At 31.8% G+C, this 23,152-nt stretch carries 18 protein-coding genes; 3 read left to right on the top strand and 15 right to left on the bottom strand.

Annotated features, from left to right (window positions below; all coding sequences use genetic code 11):
* Positions 1-13: 13 nt before the first annotated feature.
* From AC3IPI_RS01675 to AC3IPI_RS01650, 6 genes are all read right to left on the bottom strand, one after another.
* Complete coding sequence (locus tag AC3IPI_RS01675; RefSeq protein ID WP_039116428.1) at positions 14-1,888, bottom strand: peptidase U32 family protein; 1,875 nt, start codon at positions 1,886-1,888, stop codon at positions 14-16.
* A gap of 155 nt (positions 1,889-2,043) precedes the next feature.
* Entirely contained in the window at positions 2,044-2,511 is a 468-nt protein-coding gene (locus tag AC3IPI_RS01670; protein WP_489156725.1) for a hypothetical protein, read from the bottom strand.
* Between the two features lie 26 nt (positions 2,512-2,537).
* Positions 2,538-3,116, bottom strand: coding sequence for a hypothetical protein (locus tag AC3IPI_RS01665; RefSeq protein WP_039116432.1), 579 nt, complete (start codon positions 3,114-3,116; stop codon positions 2,538-2,540).
* A 248-nt stretch (positions 3,117-3,364) separates the two neighbouring features.
* Positions 3,365-3,865, bottom strand: coding sequence for a nuclear transport factor 2 family protein (locus tag AC3IPI_RS01660; protein ID WP_489156722.1), 501 nt, complete (start codon positions 3,863-3,865; stop codon positions 3,365-3,367).
* Between the two features lie 534 nt (positions 3,866-4,399).
* Positions 4,400-5,590, bottom strand: coding sequence for a pyridoxal phosphate-dependent aminotransferase (locus AC3IPI_RS01655; protein ID WP_039116426.1), 1,191 nt, complete (start codon positions 5,588-5,590; stop codon positions 4,400-4,402).
* Positions 5,591-5,662: 72 nt separating this feature from the next.
* Positions 5,663-6,760: a fatty acid desaturase family protein gene (locus tag AC3IPI_RS01650; RefSeq protein ID WP_086893505.1), complete on the bottom strand. Its 1,098-nt coding sequence runs from the start codon at positions 6,758-6,760 to the stop codon at positions 5,663-5,665.
* A 107-nt stretch (positions 6,761-6,867) separates the two neighbouring features.
* Here AC3IPI_RS01650 and rsmG point away from each other — a divergent pair, with 107 nt between their 5' ends.
* Positions 6,868-7,497: a 16S rRNA (guanine(527)-N(7))-methyltransferase RsmG gene (gene rsmG, locus AC3IPI_RS01645; RefSeq protein ID WP_035618001.1), complete on the top strand. Its 630-nt coding sequence runs from the start codon at positions 6,868-6,870 to the stop codon at positions 7,495-7,497.
* A gap of 334 nt (positions 7,498-7,831) precedes the next feature.
* Positions 7,832-9,247, top strand: coding sequence for an alkaline phosphatase (locus AC3IPI_RS01640; protein ID WP_039118489.1), 1,416 nt, complete (start codon positions 7,832-7,834; stop codon positions 9,245-9,247).
* A gap of 201 nt (positions 9,248-9,448) precedes the next feature.
* Here AC3IPI_RS01640 and AC3IPI_RS01635 read toward each other — a convergent pair whose 3' ends face one another.
* The 3 genes from AC3IPI_RS01635 to AC3IPI_RS01625 form a co-directional block, all read right to left on the bottom strand.
* A complete protein-coding gene (locus AC3IPI_RS01635) occupies positions 9,449-10,147 on the bottom strand; it encodes a LytR/AlgR family response regulator transcription factor (RefSeq protein ID WP_489156719.1) in 699 nt (232 codons plus the stop codon).
* Between the two features lie 62 nt (positions 10,148-10,209).
* Positions 10,210-11,934 carry a serine hydrolase gene (locus tag AC3IPI_RS01630; protein ID WP_489156717.1) on the bottom strand — a complete coding sequence of 575 codons (1,725 nt, stop codon included), beginning with the start codon at positions 11,932-11,934 and terminating at the stop codon, positions 10,210-10,212.
* A 93-nt stretch (positions 11,935-12,027) separates the two neighbouring features.
* Complete coding sequence (locus AC3IPI_RS01625) at positions 12,028-13,080, bottom strand: sensor histidine kinase (protein WP_489156715.1); 1,053 nt, start codon at positions 13,078-13,080, stop codon at positions 12,028-12,030.
* A 309-nt stretch (positions 13,081-13,389) separates the two neighbouring features.
* On the opposite strand from AC3IPI_RS01625, the gene AC3IPI_RS01620 reads away from it, so the two are divergent.
* Entirely contained in the window at positions 13,390-14,478 is a 1,089-nt protein-coding gene (locus AC3IPI_RS01620; protein ID WP_489156713.1) for an NHL repeat-containing protein, read from the top strand.
* Positions 14,479-14,560: 82 nt separating this feature from the next.
* Here the strand turns inward: AC3IPI_RS01620 and AC3IPI_RS01615 are convergent, their stop codons facing one another.
* The 6 genes from AC3IPI_RS01615 to AC3IPI_RS01590 all read right to left on the bottom strand — a co-directional run bounded on the left by AC3IPI_RS01615 (position 14,561) and on the right by AC3IPI_RS01590 (position 23,134).
* A complete protein-coding gene (locus AC3IPI_RS01615; RefSeq protein ID WP_489156711.1) occupies positions 14,561-15,292 on the bottom strand; it encodes a hypothetical protein in 732 nt (243 codons plus the stop codon).
* 302 nt (positions 15,293-15,594) lie between these two features.
* Positions 15,595-17,223, bottom strand: a complete 1,629-nt coding sequence (gene pruA, locus AC3IPI_RS01610; protein WP_489159256.1) for an L-glutamate gamma-semialdehyde dehydrogenase — start codon at positions 17,221-17,223, stop codon at positions 15,595-15,597.
* A 150-nt stretch (positions 17,224-17,373) separates the two neighbouring features.
* Complete coding sequence (gene apaG, locus AC3IPI_RS01605) at positions 17,374-17,760, bottom strand: Co2+/Mg2+ efflux protein ApaG (RefSeq protein ID WP_035618015.1); 387 nt, start codon at positions 17,758-17,760, stop codon at positions 17,374-17,376.
* Between the two features lie 79 nt (positions 17,761-17,839).
* A complete protein-coding gene (locus AC3IPI_RS01600) occupies positions 17,840-19,093 on the bottom strand; it encodes a type IX secretion system plug protein (protein ID WP_039116419.1) in 1,254 nt (417 codons plus the stop codon).
* A 63-nt stretch (positions 19,094-19,156) separates the two neighbouring features.
* Positions 19,157-22,072, bottom strand: coding sequence for a DEAD/DEAH box helicase (locus AC3IPI_RS01595; RefSeq protein WP_489156708.1), 2,916 nt, complete (start codon positions 22,070-22,072; stop codon positions 19,157-19,159).
* Between the two features lie 288 nt (positions 22,073-22,360).
* Complete coding sequence (locus tag AC3IPI_RS01590; protein ID WP_035618021.1) at positions 22,361-23,134, bottom strand: class I SAM-dependent methyltransferase; 774 nt, start codon at positions 23,132-23,134, stop codon at positions 22,361-22,363.
* Positions 23,135-23,152 lie beyond the last annotated feature (18 nt).

Here is a 23,152-nt window from a genome sequence, read left to right as displayed (position 1 = left end):
CGCTTTTGTGTTTTTAATGAAAATGGTCTTCTTCGATTTCAAATTCGGCATCTTTCTCCCAAATTTCCATTTCGCAAGGTTTACAGTTGAATTTTAGTTTGTATTCAAGTTCACCTTGTTTTAATACCAATGGTTCTTTTACTTTTACACCCATTATGTCTTTTTGGTGTATTGGGCATTTTTTTAATTCGTATTTGATGCAATATTTAGTAGTCATTACACGAGATTTTCCTGGATCCCATTGTAATTCAAATGCTTTTTCGATTTCGGTTACGCCGTGACGTTCGTAGAATTTACGAGCTGTTTTGTTCGAAACGTTGTACATGAAATCCAATTTGGTTTCTGGATACGGATGTGAAGTTTTTACCAATTGGTGCTCTTCACGTTTGTAATTTGCCAAACGAATTTCGGTTAACTGATCGTAAACAGTTCTTCGCATTTCGTTGATTTTAGAAATAGGAAGGAACCAGTTTTGGGTAAACATCACATTAATTTCATCGGCTGTATAAGGTGTAAATCCTGTTTTTGCCAATTGTGTTTTGATGTTTTCTTCGATTGATTCACCAGTTTTAGTTTGCTCTTTAGAATGTTCTAAAGTAACAATACTAACATTTCCGTCTTCGTCGGTTGCTATTAACTCAAAACCAGTTTCGTTTTCTGTAAGTAGTAAAGTGGTGCTTAGTTTACGTACGGCACTATCTTCTCTTTCTACAATTTTGATGAAAGCTGCATCGTTATTACGGTAGATAAAAGTTCCGTCTTTTACTTCTTTTAAAACGTTTGGATAAATTTTACCGTTTTCAGCTTTGTTTACATAGATTCCATCGGCTTCGTTGTTTTCATTGATAAAACAAAGTCCGTCACCGTTGTTTAATAATTCGCCATTTTCGATTTCGTAAGCATTTCCAACAGTTCGGATTAATTTACCAATATATTGTCCTTTTGATTTTGGGCTTTCCCAAGATCCAATACTATGATTTCTATCGTTTACAAAATAGTCGGTATATCCACGATTGAAAGTTCTGTTTAAAGAAGAATCAAAAGTATAGGTACATTTTCCAGAAGAAGCTTTCGTGTATTTATCATTTCCTTCTGCTTCTAAGAAACTATCTAATTTTTGACGTAAAAACGATACGTTGTTTTTAACATAAACAACATCTTTTAGTCGCCCTTCGATTTTAAAAGAAACGATTCCTGCTTCAATTAAATTAGGGATTTGGTCTGAAATATCTAAATCTTTAATCGACAGTAAGTGACTGTTTTTGATTAATGTTTCTCCGTTTCCGTCGATTAAGTTATAAGGTAAACGACAGTTTTGAGCGCAAGAACCACGATTGGCGCTGCGTTCTCCGTTTGCCACACTCATATAACAGTTTCCACTGAAAGAAACACATAAAGCTCCGGTTACGAAAAACTCTAATTCAACATCAGCCTCGTCGTATATTGTTTTAATTTGATGCAAATTCAATTCACGGGCCAAAACCACACGTTTTATTCCGGCATCTTTTAGGAATTTAATTTTATCAGCATCACGATTATTAGCTTGTGTGCTGGCATGAAGTACAATAGGAGGTAACTCCATCTCCATGATAGCCATATCCTGGATAATTAGTGCATCTACACCAATATCGTATAATTCATAAATCATTTGACGACACGTTTCTAGTTCGTTGTCGTACAAAATGGTATTCATTACCACAAAAACCTGAGCATTAAATAAGTGAGCATATTTTACTAATGCAGCTACATCTTCTAGTGAATTGTTGGCATTAGAACGTGCTCCAAATTGTGGTGCACCAATATAAACTGCATCGGCTCCACTATTTATAGCTGCCATTCCTCCGATTAAATCTTTAGCAGGAGCTAATATTTCGATTTTTTTCTTCATCGAGTTGATGATAAATTATTTATTTCTAAAACTTTATGCTTTTTGGCTTTCGCCTAAAAAAGTTTGCAAAGTTCTTATAAATAATCTGAGTTTGCTAATACTGAAGTGACTTTTTTTAAAATAGTTAGATAATAGAAGATGTTTGGCTTTTTTATTTAATCAGTAATAAAATCATATTCAGATTTAGGAAGCAATGTGGCAAATTGCAACATTTCATTGAAAGATTCTTTCATTATTGACCCTCTCATCCCTTTGTTAATTATTTTTTCATAGTTGCTTTCGGTCGTAATGCTTCCAAAATTTATAGATATATTCATTTTTGACATTCCAGATAAAATTATTAAACTGTCTTTGAAAGTAAAATTCAGGAAATATGAAGCGTTTAATTTTTGCAAATTCTTTGGAGATGTTTGAATGAATAAAAATTCCTTGTCTTTTTTCTCAATTGAATAATTATTTTCTATTAATGTTTGTCCAATCATTTTGAAATTTTCTTCGGCAGTTTTATTATTCTTAACTAAAATTTTCCAAGTTTTTTTCGGGGGATCTTGAATTAAAGTTGATTGAGCAAATGTAAGTTGAATCACAAAAAATAAAGAAAGTAATAAAGTTGAAATTTTCATGATATACTATTTAAGTTGGTTTAAAATTAATCTATAGGAAATGTATATCCTGCTGTAAATGCACCGAAACCTTGTTCACCTGATAGATTTCCGTAAAAGGTAACTCCAATTTCTATGTTGTTTTTTGGGCCCAATGCAAGTCCTAAGCTAATTGGAATATGTGGAACTACACCGCTTTTTTTTTCATTGACTTGATTAGTGTAGGTTTCAAATGAACCGATAGAAGCGCCAATACCAGTTTCTATAAATGGTGCAACCCAAGGAATTGGTGCGCAAAGACGAACTTTTGCTCCTAGTAAAAATGCATTAGTTTCTACTTTGTAGCCTTGTGGGTTTTTAACGGCATCTTCGCTAGTTGAGGTAAAAATAACGCCAGCATAAGGTCTTACGCTAAACCATTTGGTAACTCCTATTATATATTCTCCTTGGGCAAAAAAACCAGAACCATCGATGATTTCGGGATTTTCTTCTTCATAATTTGAAGTACTAGATCCATAGCCTATTGAGACTTTGATAAAATTTCCTTCTGTTTGGGCTTTTGCCAGATTAGATGAAATTATTGTAAAAATAATAATGATAAAGATTTTCCGAAATACAGAATTCATAATTGGTTGGTTATTTGGTTTGTAATGTTTTTATAGCTTTAACCCGTTGGGTGCAATTAATTTTAACACATAGAAACATAGGTCTTGTACGCACAAAAAAGGCGTTTCACTTGTTTTAAATGCACATAGCTAGCTATGTGAAAGAAATATATTTCTTTTTGTACTCTTTTTTACACATAAAATCTATGTTTCTATGTGTTAAGTAATTTTTTTACGAATTGCACCCAACGGGTTAGCTTTATTTAAATTTAATGTCCGTAACTAATTACTTTTGAAATTTTCCAGCCTGTAGGTGTGTTTTTCCAAATATGAGTAAATTTATAAGTGCCACAATTTATAAGTTCTCCGTTTTCGAGTCGGCAGAATTTATGCACTCCTGTTTGTATGGCTCCATAATCTTTAATTGGGTAAACTTCGATGCTTCCTTCTACAAGAATTCTTCTGGTGTATCCGTAATTGGTGAAAATTCGCTGAAAGTTTTCTATTGTTTTTGTGTAGTTGTCTAGTCCTCCTGTATCATGAAAGAATTCAAGATCTTCGGCAAATAAAGTTTTTAATTTTTCTAAATCACCTTTATTAGCAGCATCAAAAACAACTCCGTCCATTTTTACAATTGTATCAAATAATTCCTTAGATACGGGTACATAAGGTTTCGACTCATTTGATGTTACGCTTTTTTGGGCATTACATGGTATTGCTAAAACTCCTATTGTTAGCACTAGTAAAATAATAGAGATTATATTCTTCATGTTTCTTGTTTTATGAGAATCGTATAAAAAATGATAATTATATAAAAGTTTTTATTTAAGTGCTAAAAATAGTAATAAAATAATATAAAAAGTAATGTTTGTTTGGTGAGTAATAATACAAGGGTGTAAGGAACTTGGTTTCGTGTATTTAATATCAGCATGCAGACAGGAGTATTAATAGAAAACAAAGTTCATTATGTTTTTCATTTTTTAAATTCTATCCTGTTTTAATTATAGCTCACGGTTTCAACCGTGTGATGCGGATTGCGATAATACATTGTGCTCCAACGGTTGAAACCGTTGGCTATGTTTACAATATGTTATTTGTGCTTGCAATCTGTTGTTTATTAGTAAAGTTGATAGTGATTAGTTTTTGGGTTAGGGATAGGAGCGATATCCTTTTATTTTTTCTTTAAAAAATAAAAGATATAGTCGGATAGCCCGACCGGAGGAAACCCCATAAAAAAACAGCTTAAAGTATAAAGTGATGAAACTTTAAACCTTAAGCCGTTTTAATAAACTTATTTTATGTTGTTATGCAGCCAAAGCTTCTTTGATTCTGCGTAATGCTTCTTTTAGGATATCGTCGCTTGTTGCGTAAGAGAAACGAATACAATTTGGGTTTCCGAATGCATCTCCTGTTACTGTTGCAACATTTGCTTCGCCAAGAAGATACATTGATAAATCATTAGCATCTTTGATGTGTGTTCCTTTTAATGTTTTTCCGAAGAAAGAAGATACGTCTGGGAAAACGTAAAATGCTCCTTCTGGAACGTTGATTTTTACTCCTGGAATTTCTTTTAATAATCCAACCACTAAATCTCTACGTGTGTGGAAAGCCTGTACCATGTGGTTTAATACACTTGGGTCAGCATCTACAGCTGTAATTGTAGCGCGTTGTGCCACAGAATTTGCTCCTGATGTTACTTGCCCTTGAATTTTTGTACACGCTTTTGCGATGAATTCTGGAGCTCCAATATAACCAACTCTGTATCCTGTCATGGCAAATGCTTTTGCAACTCCGTTTACAGTAATTGTTTTTTCTAACATTCCCGGAATTGAACCAATACTGCAGAATGTTCCTGAGAAATTAATGTGCTCATAAATTTCGTCGGCAACTACGTATATATTTGGATGTTTTTCTAACACTTTTGCAAGTGCAGTTAACTCTTCTCTGCTGTAAACTGAACCTGAAGGGTTACAAGGAGAACTGAACCACATCATTTTTGTTTTTGGTGTAATTGCTGCTTCTAATTGTGCTGGTGTAATCTTGAAATCTGTATCTACAGATGTTGGAACTTCTACTGGAACTCCTCCTGAAAGTTTTACGATTTCGAAATAAGAAACCCAGTATGGTGCTGGTAAAATAACCTCGTCACCTTCGTTTAACATTACTTGTGCAATGTTGTATAATGATTGTTTTGCTCCTGTAGAAACTACAATTTGAGTTGGTTTGTAGTCTAATCCGTTATCTCTTTTGAATTTTCTGCAAATTGCTTCTCTCAATTCTAAATAACCTTCTACTGGAGAATATGTACTGTAATTTTCGTCGACTGCTTTTTTAACTGCTTCTTTAATAAAGTCTGGCGTGTTAAAATCAGGTTCACCTAAACTTAAACTGATAATGTCTTTTCCTTGTGCTTTTAGTTCGCGTGCCAAAGCTGCCATTGCTAGAGTTTGTGATGTCGCAAGGTTGTTGATTCTGTCTGAAAGAATATGGTTCATTATAAAATTTTTGAATGTCCTTAATTTCAACTTTAATTAAGGATGGTTAATTATTAATAGATTTTTTTTAGTTTAAACGGATAATCCAGGTTTCATCCCTAATTCACGTAAATGTTTGAAGTGAGCAATAATAGCACTTCCCATTGTTTTGTATTCGTAATATGGTAAATCGCATTCTTTTGCAGTTTCTTTCACGATTTTTGCAATTTTACCATAATGAATGTGACTTATATTTGGGAAAATATGGTGTTCGATTTGGTGATTTAATCCTCCAGTGTACCAGTTTACAATTGCGCTTTTTGGAGCAAAATTGGTTGTAGTAAATAATTGGTGAATAGCCCACGTATTGTCCATTTCACCTAATTCGTTTGGAGAAGGGTTTGTAGTTTCTTCAACAACGTGTGCCAACTGAAATACAACACTTAGGATTAATCCGGCTGTATAGTGCATTACGAAGAATCCGATTAGTACTTTCCACCATGTAATCCCAATTACGATTGGTAAAACAATCCAGATTGAAACATAAATAACTTTTGTTATAATAAGTGTTGTCCAAAGAATCTTTGGGCTTTTTGGCTCACCATAAGATAATTTTCTTTTTAGGTAGTTTCGCATTTGCTTAAAATCGGTTGTAATTGCCCAATTAAATGTCAATAAACCATATAAGAATACAGAATAATAATGCTGAAAACGGTGAAAACTATGCCATTCTGCATGTTTTGTAAAACGAATAATTCTTCCTGCATCCAGATCTTCATCATGTCCAGGGATATTAGTATAAGTATGGTGTAAAACATTATGTTGTACTTGCCAGTTGTAAACGTTTCCTGCAAGAACATAAATAGTTCCTCCCATGAATTTGTTAATCCAGTTTTTAGTCGAATAAGAACCATGGTTTCCATCGTGCATTACGTTCATTCCAACACCTGCCATCCCGATACCAATTACGATTGATAAAAGTAACATTACCCAAAAAGGCATATTAAGTGTAAGGATTAAAAAATATGGTGTTAAAAAAACAGCAAAAAGAATAACGGCTTTTAAGTGTAACTTCCAGTTTCCGGTTTTCTGAATATTATTCTCTTTGAAGTAATTGTTTACTCGAGAGTTAAGTGTTCTGAAAAACTTCAGATTGTCTTGCTTTGCAAATATAGGAGCAGTCTTATTCATAATTAATTTAAATAGTTTTCAAAGGTAATTATTATAAATTTTCAATTTGCAAAATTGAGTTAAATATTTCAATCGTAAAGTAGTACTTTTGTTAAAAATTTAAAGCAATGGACGAGATATTGAAATATTTTCCTGATTTGACCGATCTTCAAATCGAACAATTTCAAAAATTAGACTTTTTATACCACGATTGGAATGAAAAAATCAATGTAATTTCTAGAAAAGACATTGATTCCTTATATACAAAACATATTTTACATTCGTTAGGGATTGCAAAAATCATGAAATTTGAACCTGGAGCAACAGTTTTAGATGTTGGAACTGGAGGTGGTTTTCCTGGAATTCCTCTAGCGATTCTTTTTCCTGAAACACGATTTTATTTAATTGATGTAATTGCCAAAAAAATAAAAGTGGTTCAAGGTGTTGTTGATGCATTAGAATTAAAGAATGTGAAGGCTGAACAAAAGCGTGCTGAATTGGTTAAAGGAGATTTTGATTTTATTGTAAGTCGTGCCGTAACCAATATGCCGGATTTTGTTTCGTGGGTGAAAGAAAAAATTAAGAAACAACACAAGCATACTCTAAAAAACGGAATCCTATATCTTAAAGGAGGAGATTTAGCAGAGGAACTAAAAGATTTCCCTAAAGCTACGTTGTATGATTTAGCAGAAATATTTGATGATGAATTTTTTGAAACTAAAAAAGTGGTTCATCTTCCTTTGAAGTTTACAGTTTAAAACATATCGAATACAATTTATAAAACCCTGTCTGGATTAGATGGGGTTTTTGCTTTTTAGATTGGTATGGTTTGTTGCTCTATTGGCTGGATGTGAATACAAGAAAGAAATAAGAATTTACTTCGTCTGTTCGACTTTCAGTCTCGAGTCACGAATTTGCTCAAATTTTAATGAGATTAACGTTGTTTGTGGAATTAATTTCACAAACAAATTAGTGACAATTAGTGAAATTAGTGTTCAAAATTGTTTAAATCGATAGTATCATAACAGAAAGATAATTTTGTTACTAAGTGTATTTTTTTATCTTTGAAATACTTACAAAAACAAAGTAATGATGGATAGAAGGAAGTTTTTTAGAAATGGCTCTTTATTTACAATTGGAGCTGCTGTAATGAATCCTTTTCAGGGTTCTGCAAATATTTTAGATCTAGAATCGGTTAATAAAAATAAGAAAGCTAAAAATATTATTCTTTTAGTTAGCGACGGAATGAGCACAGGAACTCTAAATATGACAGATTTGTTCCTGAACAGAAAAACAGGAAAAGGTTCTAATTGGATTCAGTTATATAAAGACAATCGTGTTTCGAGAGCCTTGATGGATACGGCTTCGGCTAGTTCTATAGTAACCGATTCGTCGGCTGCGAGTTCTTCTTGGGGTGGTGGTTTCAGAGTAAATAATGGAGTGCTTAATGTAAGTCCTCAAGGTGAGCCACATTTACCTATTTGGCAAAAGTTCAAGAAATCGGGTAAGATGGCTGGTTGTGTAACTACTGTTCCTATTACTCATGCAACTCCTGCTGGGTTTTGTGTAAATAGTAAAAGCCGAAATGCTCAGGATGATATTGCCGAACAATATCTAGATCTTGGTTTTGATGTTATGATGGGTGGAGGTTCAAACTATTTTAACTCGGGGGTAAGAAAAGATAAAAAGGATATGTATGCTGCTTTTAAAGCAAAAGGATATCAGGTGGTAAAAACGCGTTCTGAGATGGATGCAGCTTCTAATTCTCAGCCTATTTTAGGTGTGTTTGCAGAAGATGGCCTTCCTTATTATGTAGATAGAAATAGCGACGATAATTTAAAACAAACAGTTCCAAGCCTTGGAGAGATGGCTCAGAAAGCTATTGATAGAATGAAAGGTCATAAAAACGGTTTTGTTTTACAAATAGAAAGCGGAAAAGTGGATTGGGCTGCACACGGAAATGATATTGCGGGTTTAATTAATGACCAAATTGAGTTTGACGAAGCAGTAAAAATTGCCATAGATTTTGCCGAGAAAGACAAAGAAACTTTAGTGATAATTACAACTGACCACGGAAATGCAAATCCTGGGATTATTTATGGTAAATACGCTAATGAGAATTTTGATAGCATCCAGAAATATACACAGACTAACGAGTGGGTTTTAAATCAGATAAAACCAGATTCTTCGGTTGCTCAAGTAAAGGAAATTATCGAAAAGGCTAATGGACATTCGGTTTCGGATGAAGATGCCAAAACGGTTTTGAGTTATTATGATGGTTTGCATAAGGAAGACGGATTGTACAACTACAAGAAATTGCCTTATAAAGCTTTTGCCGAAATGCAAGGAAAAATAAATTCTGTAGGTTGGATTAGTATGGATCACTCTGCCGATTATGTAGAGCTGGCAATGTTCGGTCCTGGAAGTGAACTTTTAAAGCCTTTTGTAAAAAATACCGATTTACATTATTTGATGTTGCAAGCTGCAGAAGTAGAAAATAAATTTTAGTTTACTTCACTCGTTAGTTTGAATTAATTTTAATACATAGTGACATAGGTTTTGTATGCTTTAAAAAGGCGTTTCACTTATTTTGAATACACATAGTTTGCTATGCGAAAGAAATGTATTTCTTTTTGTGTTCTTTGTTTAGAGATTAAATCTATGTCACTATGTGTTAAATGAAATCGAATTCTGGTTTATTGGGTTTTACTATTTGATAGTTTTTAAATACGTTAGCCAGTTTTCTTTATAACTACTACCTATTGGGATTTCTATTGCGTTTATTTCGACTTCGTTTTTAGAATAAGCTGTTAGTTTTTTTGTCTGAATGATAAAAGAACGATGAACGCGAACAAAATTTGAATCTAATAACTTTTCGAAAGCTGAAATGTTCTGTTTAAGATGATGTGATTTTCCGTTTTCTAAATGTATAGTGATATAATCTTTTAGACTTTCGATGTATAAGATTTCTTCAAAAATTATTTTGATATTTCTATTCCCGCTTGATACAAAAATATGATTTTCGGCAACTGCTTTTTCTTCTTTTTTGGGTGTTTGTAATTGTTTGAATTTTTCGATCGAAACAAAAAAACGATCAAACGTAATTGGTTTTAAAAGGTAATCTATAACATTGAGTTCATATCCTTCGATAGCATATTCGCGATAAGCGGTTGTGAAAATTACCTTAGGTGGATTCTTTAATTTTTTTAAAAAATCATTTCCTTTTAATAAAGGCATTTCGATATCCAGAAATAGTAAATCGACTGTATTTGTTTCTAAAAAAGTATATGCTTTTAATGCATTTTCAAATGAATCAACTAGTTCAAAATTGTCAAAATTACCTAGATGAGATGCAATTAACTCTCTAGCCAATGGTTCGTCGTCGACGATAATGCATTTATATTTCATTTGAAAAAAATATTTTTTGTTGTTTTTTCCGATATGTCAAAACCACAGTTTTGCGTTTAATTTTAGTTCACTTTTTTGGCAATTACATCACTTCCCATATTTAATGTAAGACTATCAATTTTTCCGTTTTCGCCTTTATTAAATGTAAATTGTGCGGTTATTATTTTACTATAAAACCTATTTTGAGATATCGGAAACACTGTTGTTATAGCTTCCCCAGACCCTTGAATAAATAATTGTTCATCTTTTGAAGTAACAGTGAAAAAATAATTTTTATTCAACTGATATTTGCCTTCATAAGTTTTAAGAATTTCTGACGGAACTATGATTTCTCGAGTCAGTTCATCAGAAGCAATTCCTAATTTAGTTAGAACTTTTATTGCATTAGAATTATTCGGATCCAGTTCAACGGATTTCTTATAATTTTCTACTGCATTTATGGTATCGTTTAAAACCAAATAAATTTCTCCTAAGCTATCGTATGCATTTGAAGATTTTGGATTTAATTCAAGATTGAATTTAAATAGGGATAATGCATCGTTTATTTTCTTTTCTCTTAAATATTTATATCCTAATTCATTAATACCATCACCGTTAAAAGCAAATTCATTAGCATTTTCTTTTATTGCTTTTTTTGTGATTTCTATAGCTGTTTCCACAGAATTATTATCTATGGTTTCTTTAAGCTTAGAAAAAACAGGAATTTTGGGAAGTACATAAGGATTTGACGATAAAATATTATCGATGGCAAGATTTATTTCATTCAATGCAATCGCATCGCCATAATTAGTAAGTAAAATATAAGAATTGTTTTTAGTCAAATCTCTCTTTATAAAAGTACGGTATCCAAACTGCCTTCCTGAATGTTCTACTGATTTTTGTTGTTTATCTTTGCTTATTCTCCATCCAAATCCATAATTTGATACAGAACCATTTTTTAAAGTTGTTGCGGTAAATGCTTCATCTATTGTTTTCTTAGATACTAGCTTTTGAGTATACAATGATTGTTCCCATAAAAATAAATCATCTACATTTGAAAATATACCAGTGGAACCTATGTGCGAAATTTTAAAATCATCTATTTCACCAATCCTGTTATAACCAATGGCTCTATTTTTTATTTTAAATCCAGGATCATTACACACAGATGTATTTTTCATCTTCAACGGATTAAATATGTTTTCTTTTGTAAATGTTGCAAAGGATACACCAGAAACTTTTTCTATGATTAAAGCCAACATTACATAACCACCATTATTATAAGCATATTTTTCGCCTGGCTTAAAACTTAATTGGTTTCTCTCTATTAGTATTTTAAATACCTCAGAATTTGTCAAATTATCTTTATCTGAAAAATCGTCATAATGTGGTAAGCCCGATGTATGATTCATTAAATTTCGTATAGTAATATCATTTGCATAAGCAGGAAATTCTGGAAAATACTTTATGAGTTTATCATCATAAGAAAGTTTATTCTTCTCTTTTAAAATCATAATTCCCATTGCGGTAAATTGCTTAGAAACAGAAGCAAGATTAAAACATGATTCGGGTGTTAATTGTTGTTTGGTTTCATTATTTGCATAACCAAAAGCATTACGATAAATCACTTTTCCATTTTCAGAAACTAGAATAGTTCCGTTAAAAATACCATTTGTATGATAATGTTTCATTAACTTGTCTAGTTCTGCTGATTTATTTTGTGCTCCAATATTACACAAAGCAATCATTTGAATGATAATGCTTAAAACGATTCCTTTTAATAAAGAATGAGTTGATTTTTTTTTCATAAAGGTTTTTTGAATTTTAATTTTTTAGCTAAAATGAAGGTAAACAATATTATTTGTGCAGTTTTAGTATAATCAAAATTGATTTTTTGAAATTTATAGATAAAGAGAAAGTTGAACCTTATAAAGGGTTTGTGTTTCTTCCATTTCTAATTGATGTTTTTTTGGATATAATAAATCTAATTGTTTTCGGACATTTTCTAATCCAATTTTTGATTTATCCGAAATTGTTAAAATGCCATTTTGAGGTTTTGTATTCTCAATACCAAAAATGATTTGTCCTTTTTTACTCTCTAAATTTAGTTTGATAGTGGCTTTTTCTGTTTCGTTAATTACTCCGTGTTTAAAAGCATTTTCTATAAAAGTCAATATGATTAGAGGTGAAATTTTATTGCTTTCCTGAATGTCTTTGGTAAACGAAATATCCAATCTGTTTTCGCTATAGCGAAGTTTTTCTAAAGCAATGTAATTCTCAATTAAGGCAATTTCTTTTTCGATAGAAACATAATCTTCATTACAGCGGTATAATACAAAGTCCAGAATTTCGGATAGTTTCGCAATTACTTCGGGTGCTTTGTCGTCTTTTTTAAGAGTTAATGTGTATAAATTATTCAGCGTATTAAAGAGAAAATGAGGATTTAATTGATTCTTCAATACTTTTAATTCCATCGATTTTTTCTCTTCTTCCAGTTTTAAAAGACGTTGCTGCTTGCGATTAAAGCTGATAAAACCCAATATGATAATTGGATAAGTGATAAAAGAAAACTCTCTGAATATTAATTTAAAAGAAGTTAATCTTTCGGGAACAGACATTTTATGTCCAAGCCAATCATCAAAGAAACCAGGAAATTTAGGTTCTAGATAATAGTATTTAAAAATCATTAGAAAAGCAAAAACAAGATAAAGCCAGCTTAAAGCTGAAAATATAAAAAGCAAGTATTTTTTTTTGTTCAGAGTTTGAGGAATTATCCAATAAATTAATCCGTAAGCGGCGATTGCCTGAGCAATAACTTTCCAGGTATAAACAAAAGTAAAGTCATAAGAGCTAGTATCATTAGACTTGCCAGAGATGTATAATAACAAAAAGGAAATCCAATAGATACAATGAAATAGAATTCTTTTTAGGTCGATGTTTTTTAAAAAACTCATTATAACGGTTTAAGAGGGACAAGATAATAAAATATCGAAGTATGCTTTGTTCGTAGGGTTAAATAAAGGCTTTTTGCTCCTAAAAATAGTATTTGGGCATACGAATGCATTATTCTTTTTAAATAGATTATTTGAATGCTAAAGTTGTGTTTTTGATTGCGCATAAAATAGGGAATTGACTCTAAAGCTATATTCGCTTTAAATATATAAATCATGATAAAATTGATTCTTCTATTCGCATTATTTTTAGTAAATGAACTAAAAAGTATTCTCTATTAAACGATCAAAAAATAATTAAACCTAAACAAAATGAAGACAACGATTAAAAGCGTAATTGGTATTCTGATTTTCATGAATACTGTAAATTTATTTTCGCAAGAGAGCAAACAAGAAATTACTTATAGTGAAGTTTCAAAAACAATTAAACCAACTTTGTTTGCCGATTTAGGCGAAACTTGCCAAACTCCCGACGGAATGGCTTTGGATAAAAAAGGGAATCTTTATTTGTCAATCACTAATCCAGTTACGTTTGAAAAGCACGGAAGTAAGATTCTAACATTTGATAAAAATGATAAACCCGTAACTTGGTTTGATAAATTACCTGTACATCCCATAACGAAGAAAGTACATCCTATGGGAATGGAATTTGGCCCTGACGGAAATCTGTATTTAATGGATAATCAGTTTTTTACGGATAACGAAAATTTTTCCAGATTGATAAGAGTTGTAGTCGAGAATGGTAAACCTAAATATGCTGAGGTTTTGGCAGAAGGTTTCAACTTTGGCGAAGCTGTAAGGTGGTATAAAAATCGAGTTTATATAACTGATGCTCTTTTTGAGAATAGACGAGAAAGTGGGATTTATACTTTTTCATTGGAGGAATTAAATAAAGGCAAAATAATTTTGGATAAGAATACGAAACCGAATCATTTAGTAACAACATTTACTCTTAAGCCTGAAGTAACAAAAAGAACTATTGGAATTGACGGTATTGCTTTTGATAAAAAAGGAAATCTATATGCAGGAAATTTTGGAGATGGAGTGATTACAAAACTGGAATTAGCAAAAGATGGTAAGCTAAAATCTAAGAAAGTAGTTTTTGACTCGGATAAATTAAAATGTTGTGATGGCTTTTTTTACGATGAGAAAAGGAATTCTATTTTTATTGCCAGTTATGACTATAATAGCGTTCATCAATTGGATTTAAATACGAATACAATTCATTTAATTTGGGAAAATGGTAATGCTGATGGTTCTGACGGACAATTAGATAATCCTTGTGAAACGATAATTTATAAAGGAAAATTATTGGTTGTAAACTACGATACTTTTAAAGGGGAGAAGAATACTGAGATAGATTCTTTTCATACTATTTCTAGTTTTGAATTAGCTAAATAGACTTAATTCATAACAAAAAAGAATCCCCACGAGTTTTAAAAACATTTTAAACTTGTGGGGATTTCTCTAAAAATATATTGAATTAACTAGCCTCTTTTGGGAAACATAAAAAAGGATTTGTTTCGTAGTTTAAACTCGCAACAAAATCTTTTATGGAAGTTTCCGAAGATTTTTCACTGTATATATAAAAAGGATCAAAGAAAAAATCACGGCTGATTAGTGGTTCTGCCGATGGATTATAAACTTCTTCATCTGTAGCTTTTATATTGTCATACGTATATTGACAAGGAAAGATATGTTTAAGTTCTTTTAAAGTATTTTTAAGCCATTTATTAAATATTTTTTTCTTCGGAGAAATGTGGCGTGCAAGTAATGCTAAACCTACGATTTCACTTTGTAGATAATAAGATCCTTTTCTGCGTAGTACATCTACCATTCTTACATTCATAAGAGCAACCCATAAAGGACCATCTATAGGGCCAGTTGCAGGAGCATCCATGTTAAGGTCAAAAACTAAAGGTTTGGTATACTCAGGATTTGATATAGAACACCAAAGAGCTTCAATGCGAAGCTTCATTTCTTGAGATGATTCGGTATGGCTTTTATAACGCCAGTATATCCATTCAAGTAATGCAGCCGTTAATCCTAAAGAAGCCTTGTAACTAATACTTTCTAAAGCATTTTCTAGTTTATTATGATTCTCTGCCGGATCAATAAGTTTCTCCATGATTTTTTCATTCCACTTAAAATCAATTACGTGACCAACACTTTTTGCTTCACGGATTATTTCAGGTACTTTCTCTAAACTTTTCATAAGTCATTTTAATTTAATTCCATATTTATGTGCGAACATCCTATTCTTTTCCTTTGAGTTTATTTACTAGGTTAAGAAAGTTCAAATTTACGGGTGCGCTTATTTTTTTTATGTCAGGAAAGGTTTTAAAAGTAACATTATAAGGTTTTTGGAAAAGGTATGTTTTTGATAACCAACTACGTACGAAAACGATTACAAATAATCATCAGGCAAGATGTTTTTATCTTTTATAAAAGTAAAAACCCACAAGATTCAAATAGTTTTGAAACCTGTGGGTTTTAATTGTTTTTAAACTTTAGAGATTATTCTCCTAAAAACGGATATCTGTAATCTTCTGGAGTTACAAATGTTTCTTTTATTGTTCTTGGAGATGCCCAACGCAATAAGTTTAATGCAGAACCTGCTTTATCATTTGTTCCAGATGCTCTTGCACCACCAAATGGTTGCATTCCTACAACAGCTCCTGTTGGTTTGTCATTAATATAGAAGTTACCTGCAGCATTTTGTAATTTTGTTGTAGCTACTTCGATAGCATAACGATCTTGACTAAATACAGCACCAGTAAGAGCATATTCAGAAGTAGTATCAACTAATTCTAAAGTCTCTTCCCATTTTGCATCTTCATATACATATATAGTAATAACTGGTCCGAATAATTCGGTTTCCATTGTAGTATATTTTGGATTTGTAGTTACAATAACTGTAGGCTCAATAAAGTACCCAACAGATTTATCGTAGTTTCCACCAACGATTATTTCAGCATCAGCATCTTTTTTAGCTTGATCAATAAAACTAGCTAATTTATCAAAAGATCCTTCGTGAATAACTGCAGTAATAAAGTTACCAAAATCTTCTGGTGAACCCATTTTCATAGATTTCACATCAGTGATTATTTGCTCTTTTACAGCTGGCCATAAACTTTGTGGAATATATGCTCTTGAAGCTGCCGAACATTTTTGACCTTGAAATTCAAATGCACCACGTACAATTCCTGTAGATACTTGCTTAGCATTAGCACTTGGATGTGCAATGATGAAATCTTTACCACCAGTTTCTCCTACGATTCTTGGGTAAGTTCTGTAGTTGTGAATGTTTGCACCAATTTTAGCCCAAATATCTTTAAATACATGAGTTGAACCTGTAAAGTGTACTCCAGCAAAATCACGACTTGCCAATACAGTATCGGTAATCATTAAAGCATCACCAAAAACTACGTTGATAACACCGTCTGGAACTCCAGCTTCTTTAAAAACTTCGATGATAATTTGAGTAGAGAATACTTGGCTATCACTTGGTTTCCAAATAACAACATTCCCCATCATTGCAGCACTTGCAGGAAGATTTGCAGCAATAGCAGTAAAGTTAAAAGGAGTAATTGCGTATACAAAACCTTCTAAAGGTCTGTACTCAAGACGGTTCCATGTTGTGGAATCAGATTTTGGTTGGTCTGCGTAAATTTGAGTCATGAACTCAACATTGTAACGTAAGAAGTCAATCAATTCACAAGAAGCATCAATCTCAGCTTGGTGAATGTTTTTTGATTGTCCAATCATTGTAGCTGCGTTTATTCTGGCTCTGTAAGGACCAGCAATAAGTTCGGCAGCTTTTAAGAAAATAGCAGCACGTTGTTCCCATGCCATATTTGCCCATGCATCTTTTGCTTCAAGCGCATTAGCAATCGCTTTTTCTATATGTTTTTTTTCGGCTAGGTGGTAAGTTCCTACTACATGTTTGTGGTCATGAGGAGCCGTGATGTTTCTTGTGTTCCCAGTTTTAATTTCTTCACTTCCAATGTATAACGGAACATCAATTTTAGAGTTCCACATTGTAGTATAAGCTGCTTGTACTGCTGCTTTTTCTGGTGAGTTTGGCGCATATCCTTTTACGGGTTCGTTTACCGCTTTAGGTACATGAAAAAATCCTTTTAGCATATTGTTTAGAATTAGATAATTAGACAAATTAACAGTTGGATAATTCATTTTATACGAATTATCTAACGCTGTACAAAAGTACGAAGGTTAAACTAATAATTTGATAATTTTAGTATAAGATAACTATAAAAAATTTCTATAGAAAAGAGATTAGTTTAATGCAAATGGGGCGCACATTCTAAATGTAGGAACAATAACTTTGAAAATTTTTGTAGTAGTAAAATTAACCATGTTAAAATATCCTTTCATTGCACCATAAGGAGATGACAATAAACAGCCTGAACTATAGGTATGAAATTCGCCTGGTTTTAAAACTGGTTTTTTTCCAATTACGCCTTCGCCATCTACTATTTCGATATCGTTTAATGAATCAAAAATTTCCCAATGACGAGAAGTAAGTTGTACAGAATCCTTGCTATGGTTCTCTATAGTAACCACATAGCTAAAGGCAAAGTGAATCTTGTAGTTCTTGAAGTAGGTACCTTCAAAACTAGTTAAAACGGATATTTTTATGCCTCTTGTTATTTGAGAAACCATACTAAAGTGGTATATATGTGCGTAATAGAAGCAAATTTACAAAAAAAAATGATTCAAAAAAACCATTTCTAAAATGTTTTTAATTGATGATGTTCAGGGAGTTTGCATATCCTTTACCAATTACACGATCATAACGGTCTCTATTCTCTCGATAATAAACCAATATAGTGTATTCATTTTCGGTTTGGAAAAAATTACCATCGATTGAATTTTCATAATCAATTGCTCCTTTTTTATCGGCTATCTGATATTGGTAATTAGTAAATCCTTGTTTTATCATTATGGCTTTTTCGTATACGCCTTTCTCAGTATTATAATCCATTTTATTCTCGGGAGTTAAACCGTAATTGTTGAACATTCCGTTAATGTAAATGTCTTTGTTGAGACGGAAGGCTGGTGCCGAAAGCGAGAAATAAACCCAAGCATAGTCAGCTTCGACTTCATTATTTGTTGCATTCATGTTTTTTACAACAAAGTTTCCATTTATATCCTGATAGTTTGTGTAAGGAAAGTTTCCTCTGGCGCTATTGGTGTATAAATAAGAATTATAAATGTCTTTGCTAGAATCGACTCTTCCTACATTGTTACCAGCGTTACGAATATCTTTATTTTCAAAATATAAAAATTCATTTCCAGCCCAGAATTGGGTTTCATTATTGTATTTATATATTAAATCATTTCCAATTGTGTATTGTGGTGGAACGTTTTTAATTCCAGTATTAAAGTTCCCATTTTGTATTAAAAACACTTTTACACTTTGTAATGGAGTCTGAAAAAGAAAAGAGTTAGATTTTATAGCAAAATCCAAATTATGCTTGTATTCGATATCGCTTACTGTTCGGCTTCTTCTTACCTGAGCAGGAACAGTAACTAAGTTTTCATATACAATGAACTTTCTGGAAAAGATAACTTCTTTATCTTCATTTAGAATCTTAATAATATAATTACCTGTAATCAACAATTGGGTATATTGATTTGGGAAAGATACTTTATAGTGTGAATATATCTGTAAGGTGTTAAATGAATTGGTATAATTGGTGATTCTCTGACCGTCAAATCCTTGTAAATAATCAGTTTTTGGAATATCGGACGGAATCCAATTATAATCGCAATGTGTAATTTCGTAATAATAATCAGCTTCATTACCAAATAAATCATCAAACTGGAGTTGAAAACTATTTCCTAATTCAAATATCGGAACAACATTTTGTCCTCCTTGTTCAAACGAAACTGTTTTGATATTATATGGTGGAGTGATTTCTGATTGTACTTGGGCTGTAGCTGAAGTAAAAACAAGAATAAAAATTAATTTTCGGAAGAATGAATTTGGCATAATATATTATGTTGCAAGATTGTAAATATAACAATTTTATATAACGAAAAATGTACCAATTTATTAGGAACCTAATATATACTCCAAATTAACTTCGATTTCATCGTTAACAAAGCTTTCTTCTAAAAGCGAATCAGATAATAGTTTTTTGTTTTCTTGCAGTTTGATTATTTTTTCTTCAACCGTATTTTTCGAAATAAACCTTACAACGTTTACTTTGTTTAATTGTCCAATTCGGTGCGCTCGCCCAACTCCTTGTTTTTCTGCAAAAGGATTCCACCATGGATCTAAAAATAGAACATAAGATGCTTTGGTGATATTTAAACCAACGCCACCTGCTTTAAGCGAAATAAAAAATAACAATGGATTTTCGTTTTCCTGAAATAAATTTACTTGTTGCTCTCTTTTCTTGGCAGGAGTGTCACCTGTAATCTCACAAAAAGCTATTTTGTTTTCTTTACACCAAGTCGTGTAGAAACTCAAATTAGTAACAAATGAACTAAAAATGATAGTTTTTTGTTTCTCTTTTACTAAAGTTTCCAGGTAATTAGTGACCGCAATATATTTTCCGGAATCAATCTCTGATTCCTGATCTACCATTTTTGGGTGATTACTCAGTTGTCTTAACTTCATCAATGTATTGATAATGCTAATTTTGTCTGGGCCGGATCCATCAGTTTTTAGTAAAAAATTACGAGCTTTTGATTTCTCTTTTTCATATAATTTTTCCTGTTCAGGATCCATATCGCAATAATAAATCTGCTCTGTCAATTCTGGTAAATCCTTTAAAACCTGCTCTTTGGTTCTTCTTAATATATAAGGCTGAATAAGATTTTTTAGTTCTGCTAAACTATCTTCATCTTGCTTTTTCTCAATTGGAATTTTAAAATTTTCGGCAAAGAAATTATAACTGCCCAAAATATCTGGATTTATAAATTGCATTTGCGACCATAAATCGTCCAAAGAGTTTTCGATAGGCGTACCACTTAAAGCTATTTTATGTTCCGTGTTTATTTTAGTAATAGCTTTGAAAATTTTAGAATTTTTATTTTTAATGTATTGACTTTCGTCTAAAATTAAATAGCGGAAATTGTATTTTTCTAAAATTGAAATATCGCGATGAATGATGCTGTAACTGGTAAAAATTAAATCTGATGATTCTAATCTACTCGCTAATAATTTTCTGTCGTTACCAACATACTGCATTTTCGAAAAATGTGGTGTAAATTTTCCTGCTTCGTTGTACCAGTTAAAAACCAATGAAGAAGGTAAAACAATCAATGTTTTTAAAGGTTCCCTTTCAATAATGGTTTCATTTTGAAATAAATCAAAATTTGTGGTTTTGGTTGTAAAGCCTAACTGTTCCTGTACGGCAACCAATACGGCTAAGGTTTGTAAAGTCTTACCAAGACCCATATCATCAGCCAGACAAGCACCCAAGTTGGAATTAAAATGTCCCAAAAGCCATTTTACACCATCAATTTGATAAGGTCTCAAAGTTGCTTTTAGTAAATCAGAAGAGGTGTATTCAGCTTCGCGAATTGGATTTACGTCATTTTTGATTTCTGGAATTGCATCTAATGCGGCAAAATTACTTTTGCGCAAAAGCAGATTCCCATTCTCTGTTTTTGCCAGTTTTGCCAGCGAACTATATTTACTGAGCCATTCTAAAGGAATTAAAAAATAGTTTCCGTCGGGCAATAAAAACAGTCTTTCTTTGCTTTTTATATTCGGAATAATTTCGCTGAAATTGATTGTATATGCTCCAATCGAAATGATTATTTTAATGTCAAACCAATCTTCTTTAGTTTCTCCTTTTGAAAATAAAACGGTATGGTTTTCTGTAATGATTGCTTTGCTTTCCAGTTGCAAATTTTGGATTGTAAAACCTAGATTTTCTAACTCTTCTTTACGATTAATAACCAATTGAATATTGGTATAAGGATCTGGAGTTTCTGTATCTGAATTCCATCCAAACAATTCATTTTTGATTTTTATAAAACCAATTTCCAGCAATTTGTTTGTATATAAATCTTCATCACGACTTCGTTTAAACTGAATTATTTTTGGTTCATTGGCAACACTAAAATCTACAAACGTATGTGTTTTTTTAGTTTTACTAGCGTCAAATGAATATCCGTTATAATCGAAGTGAAGGTTGAGATAATAACAGTTTTTAAAGAAATCATGAACAGGTTGAATCGTGCAGGAGATAATTTTATCACGAAGTTCAATTTCAAAACCAGTTGCTTCAATGTCGGTTTTTTTAGCTATTTCGGGAATGAAATTTTTAAAATAATCGTCAACTAATCTTGAAGGTATTTCGATTGATTTTTTCTTTAAAAAAGGCGTAAGTTTTTTAGAATTCAACTCTTTTAACTGTCCTAGTTTTTTATTGATAATTAACCAGCCTGGAGCATCCAGTAGTATATCGATACTACTATTCATGGGTAGAAATGTAGTTTCGTTTTCTTTTAACGATAGTGTATATGTAATTCCTTCTGCGTGTTTGTCAAATTGAATTTGAGGCTCAAAATCTAGGGGATTAGTACTAACTCGTGTACGATAAAAATCTTTTTCAATTCCCATGTTAATAGATAACGGAAATTGTTCTTTTACAATTAGTGTGTAAAAGGAACTTAAATGTAGTTGTAGATGCTGGCGAATTGCAAAATCAATTTTGGAATCTTTTTGCAGATCAGTAATTGTTTTTGCCGATTTGATTTTTGCGCTAAATTTCTTGAAAATAAATTCAGGCTTTAAAAATTCACAAGCCGTCAGTATTTTTTTTGCATTAGTATCTAAATGTTCAAATATAATTCCAAAACTCTCAAGAACGTCTGCACTTGCTTTTTTGTTTAAATATTTAATGTCATTATCATTAGCGTCTTCAACGATATAAGCTGTTGGGATATAAACATTCAGATTTTTTTCAAAACTGATGTCAAAACAAAATTGAAATGATTTCGAAGGTTCCAAGATTAAGGGTTTGGTTTGGTTGTAATTTGGGGAGTTGTCTAATTCAAAAAAAACTAAAAAGTAACGCTGATAAAACGGATTGCTAAAGCAAAACGCTGATAAAAACGGATTTTTTGTTTTAGTTATTAATTTAAATCAAAAAAATATTATTCCAATGATGAACCTAACAGGTTTTTAAAACCTGTTAGGTTTCGAATGATTATCATATTTTATAATTCAGTCTGATTGTATTATTGCTCAATAGCTTTTTAAATGAACTCATATCACTTATATGGTTCGAAAAAGCGTTTAGTTTTCCTGTTTAAAACAAAGTGGGATAATTTCTCCTTTGGCCAAACAATATTTTTCTACCAGTTCTGGAGCTATTTTGTTGGTGTAATCTTCTTCGATTACTATAAAGCCAATGCTTCTTAATTTATCAAAATAATCGCGACCGTAAATACGTACGTGGTCATATTGTCCGAATATTTTAGCACGTTCTTTTTGGTCGGTAATAGTATCATCGGCAAAAGTAACTTCTCTTGATAAATCTTGTGGGATTTGCAAAATAGCCATTCCGCCTGGTTTTAAAACGCGAAATAATTCCTGCATAGCTTTTGTGTCATCAGGAATATGTTCTAAAACGTGATTGCATAAAATAACATCATATTCATTATCCTTAAAAGGCAAATTACAGATATCTGCTTTTACATCTGCTAAAGGAGAGAACAAATCAGTTGTTGTATAGTCAAGGTTTTTTTGCTTGCGGAATAGTTTGTAAAAAGCTTGTTCCGGAGCAAAATGTAATACTTTTTTTGGTGCTGTAAAAAAATCAGTCTGATCATTAAGGTATAACCATAACAAGCGGTGTCTTTCTAAAGAAAGTGTGCTTGGTGATAATACATTGTTACGTTGAGTTCCATAACCATAAGGCAAAAACATTTTGAAACTTTTACCATCGATAGGATCAGTAAATTTATCTCCTTTTAATGTAAAGGCTAAAATAGGACGCGCCACATAACTCAAACGAATTAATAATGGACGTGGAATAGTATTAAGTACTAGTTTGAAAAGTTTCTTCACGGTTTTATAGATTTGAAC

It is taken from the genome of Flavobacterium sp. GL_143, assembly GCF_057834355.1.
This window is presented reverse-complemented; position numbering and strand designations above follow the sequence as displayed.

What these genes read in the sequence shown, in the direction of transcription:
- pruA (WP_489159256.1), bottom strand. Translation starts at nt 17,223, where the DNA reads ATGCTAAAAGGATTTTTTCATGTACCTAAAGCGGTAAACGAACCCGTA.
- rsmG (WP_035618001.1), top strand. Translation starts at nt 6,868, where the DNA reads ATGGACGAGATATTGAAATATTTTCCTGATTTGACCGATCTTCAAATC.
- AC3IPI_RS01655 (WP_039116426.1), bottom strand. Translation starts at nt 5,590, where the DNA reads ATGAACCATATTCTTTCAGACAGAATCAACAACCTTGCGACATCACAA.
- AC3IPI_RS01660 (WP_489156722.1), bottom strand. Translation starts at nt 3,865, where the DNA reads ATGAAGAATATAATCTCTATTATTTTACTAGTGCTAACAATAGGAGTT.
- AC3IPI_RS01625 (WP_489156715.1), bottom strand. Translation starts at nt 13,080, where the DNA reads ATGAGTTTTTTAAAAAACATCGACCTAAAAAGAATTCTATTTCATTGT.
- AC3IPI_RS01650 (WP_086893505.1), bottom strand. Translation starts at nt 6,760, where the DNA reads ATGAATAAGACTGCTCCTATATTTGCAAAGCAAGACAATCTGAAGTTT.
- AC3IPI_RS01670 (WP_489156725.1), bottom strand. Translation starts at nt 2,511, where the DNA reads ATGAAAATTTCAACTTTATTACTTTCTTTATTTTTTGTGATTCAACTT.
- apaG (WP_035618015.1), bottom strand. Translation starts at nt 17,760, where the DNA reads ATGGTTTCTCAAATAACAAGAGGCATAAAAATATCCGTTTTAACTAGT.
- AC3IPI_RS01635 (WP_489156719.1), bottom strand. Translation starts at nt 10,147, where the DNA reads ATGAAATATAAATGCATTATCGTCGACGACGAACCATTGGCTAGAGAG.
- AC3IPI_RS01630 (WP_489156717.1), bottom strand. Translation starts at nt 11,934, where the DNA reads ATGAAAAAAAAATCAACTCATTCTTTATTAAAAGGAATCGTTTTAAGC.
- AC3IPI_RS01615 (WP_489156711.1), bottom strand. Translation starts at nt 15,292, where the DNA reads ATGAAAAGTTTAGAGAAAGTACCTGAAATAATCCGTGAAGCAAAAAGT.
- AC3IPI_RS01675 (WP_039116428.1), bottom strand. Translation starts at nt 1,888, where the DNA reads ATGAAGAAAAAAATCGAAATATTAGCTCCTGCTAAAGATTTAATCGGA.
- AC3IPI_RS01620 (WP_489156713.1), top strand. Translation starts at nt 13,390, where the DNA reads ATGAAGACAACGATTAAAAGCGTAATTGGTATTCTGATTTTCATGAAT.
- AC3IPI_RS01600 (WP_039116419.1), bottom strand. Translation starts at nt 19,093, where the DNA reads ATGCCAAATTCATTCTTCCGAAAATTAATTTTTATTCTTGTTTTTACT.
- AC3IPI_RS01640 (WP_039118489.1), top strand. Translation starts at nt 7,832, where the DNA reads ATGGATAGAAGGAAGTTTTTTAGAAATGGCTCTTTATTTACAATTGGA.
- AC3IPI_RS01665 (WP_039116432.1), bottom strand. Translation starts at nt 3,116, where the DNA reads ATGAATTCTGTATTTCGGAAAATCTTTATCATTATTATTTTTACAATA.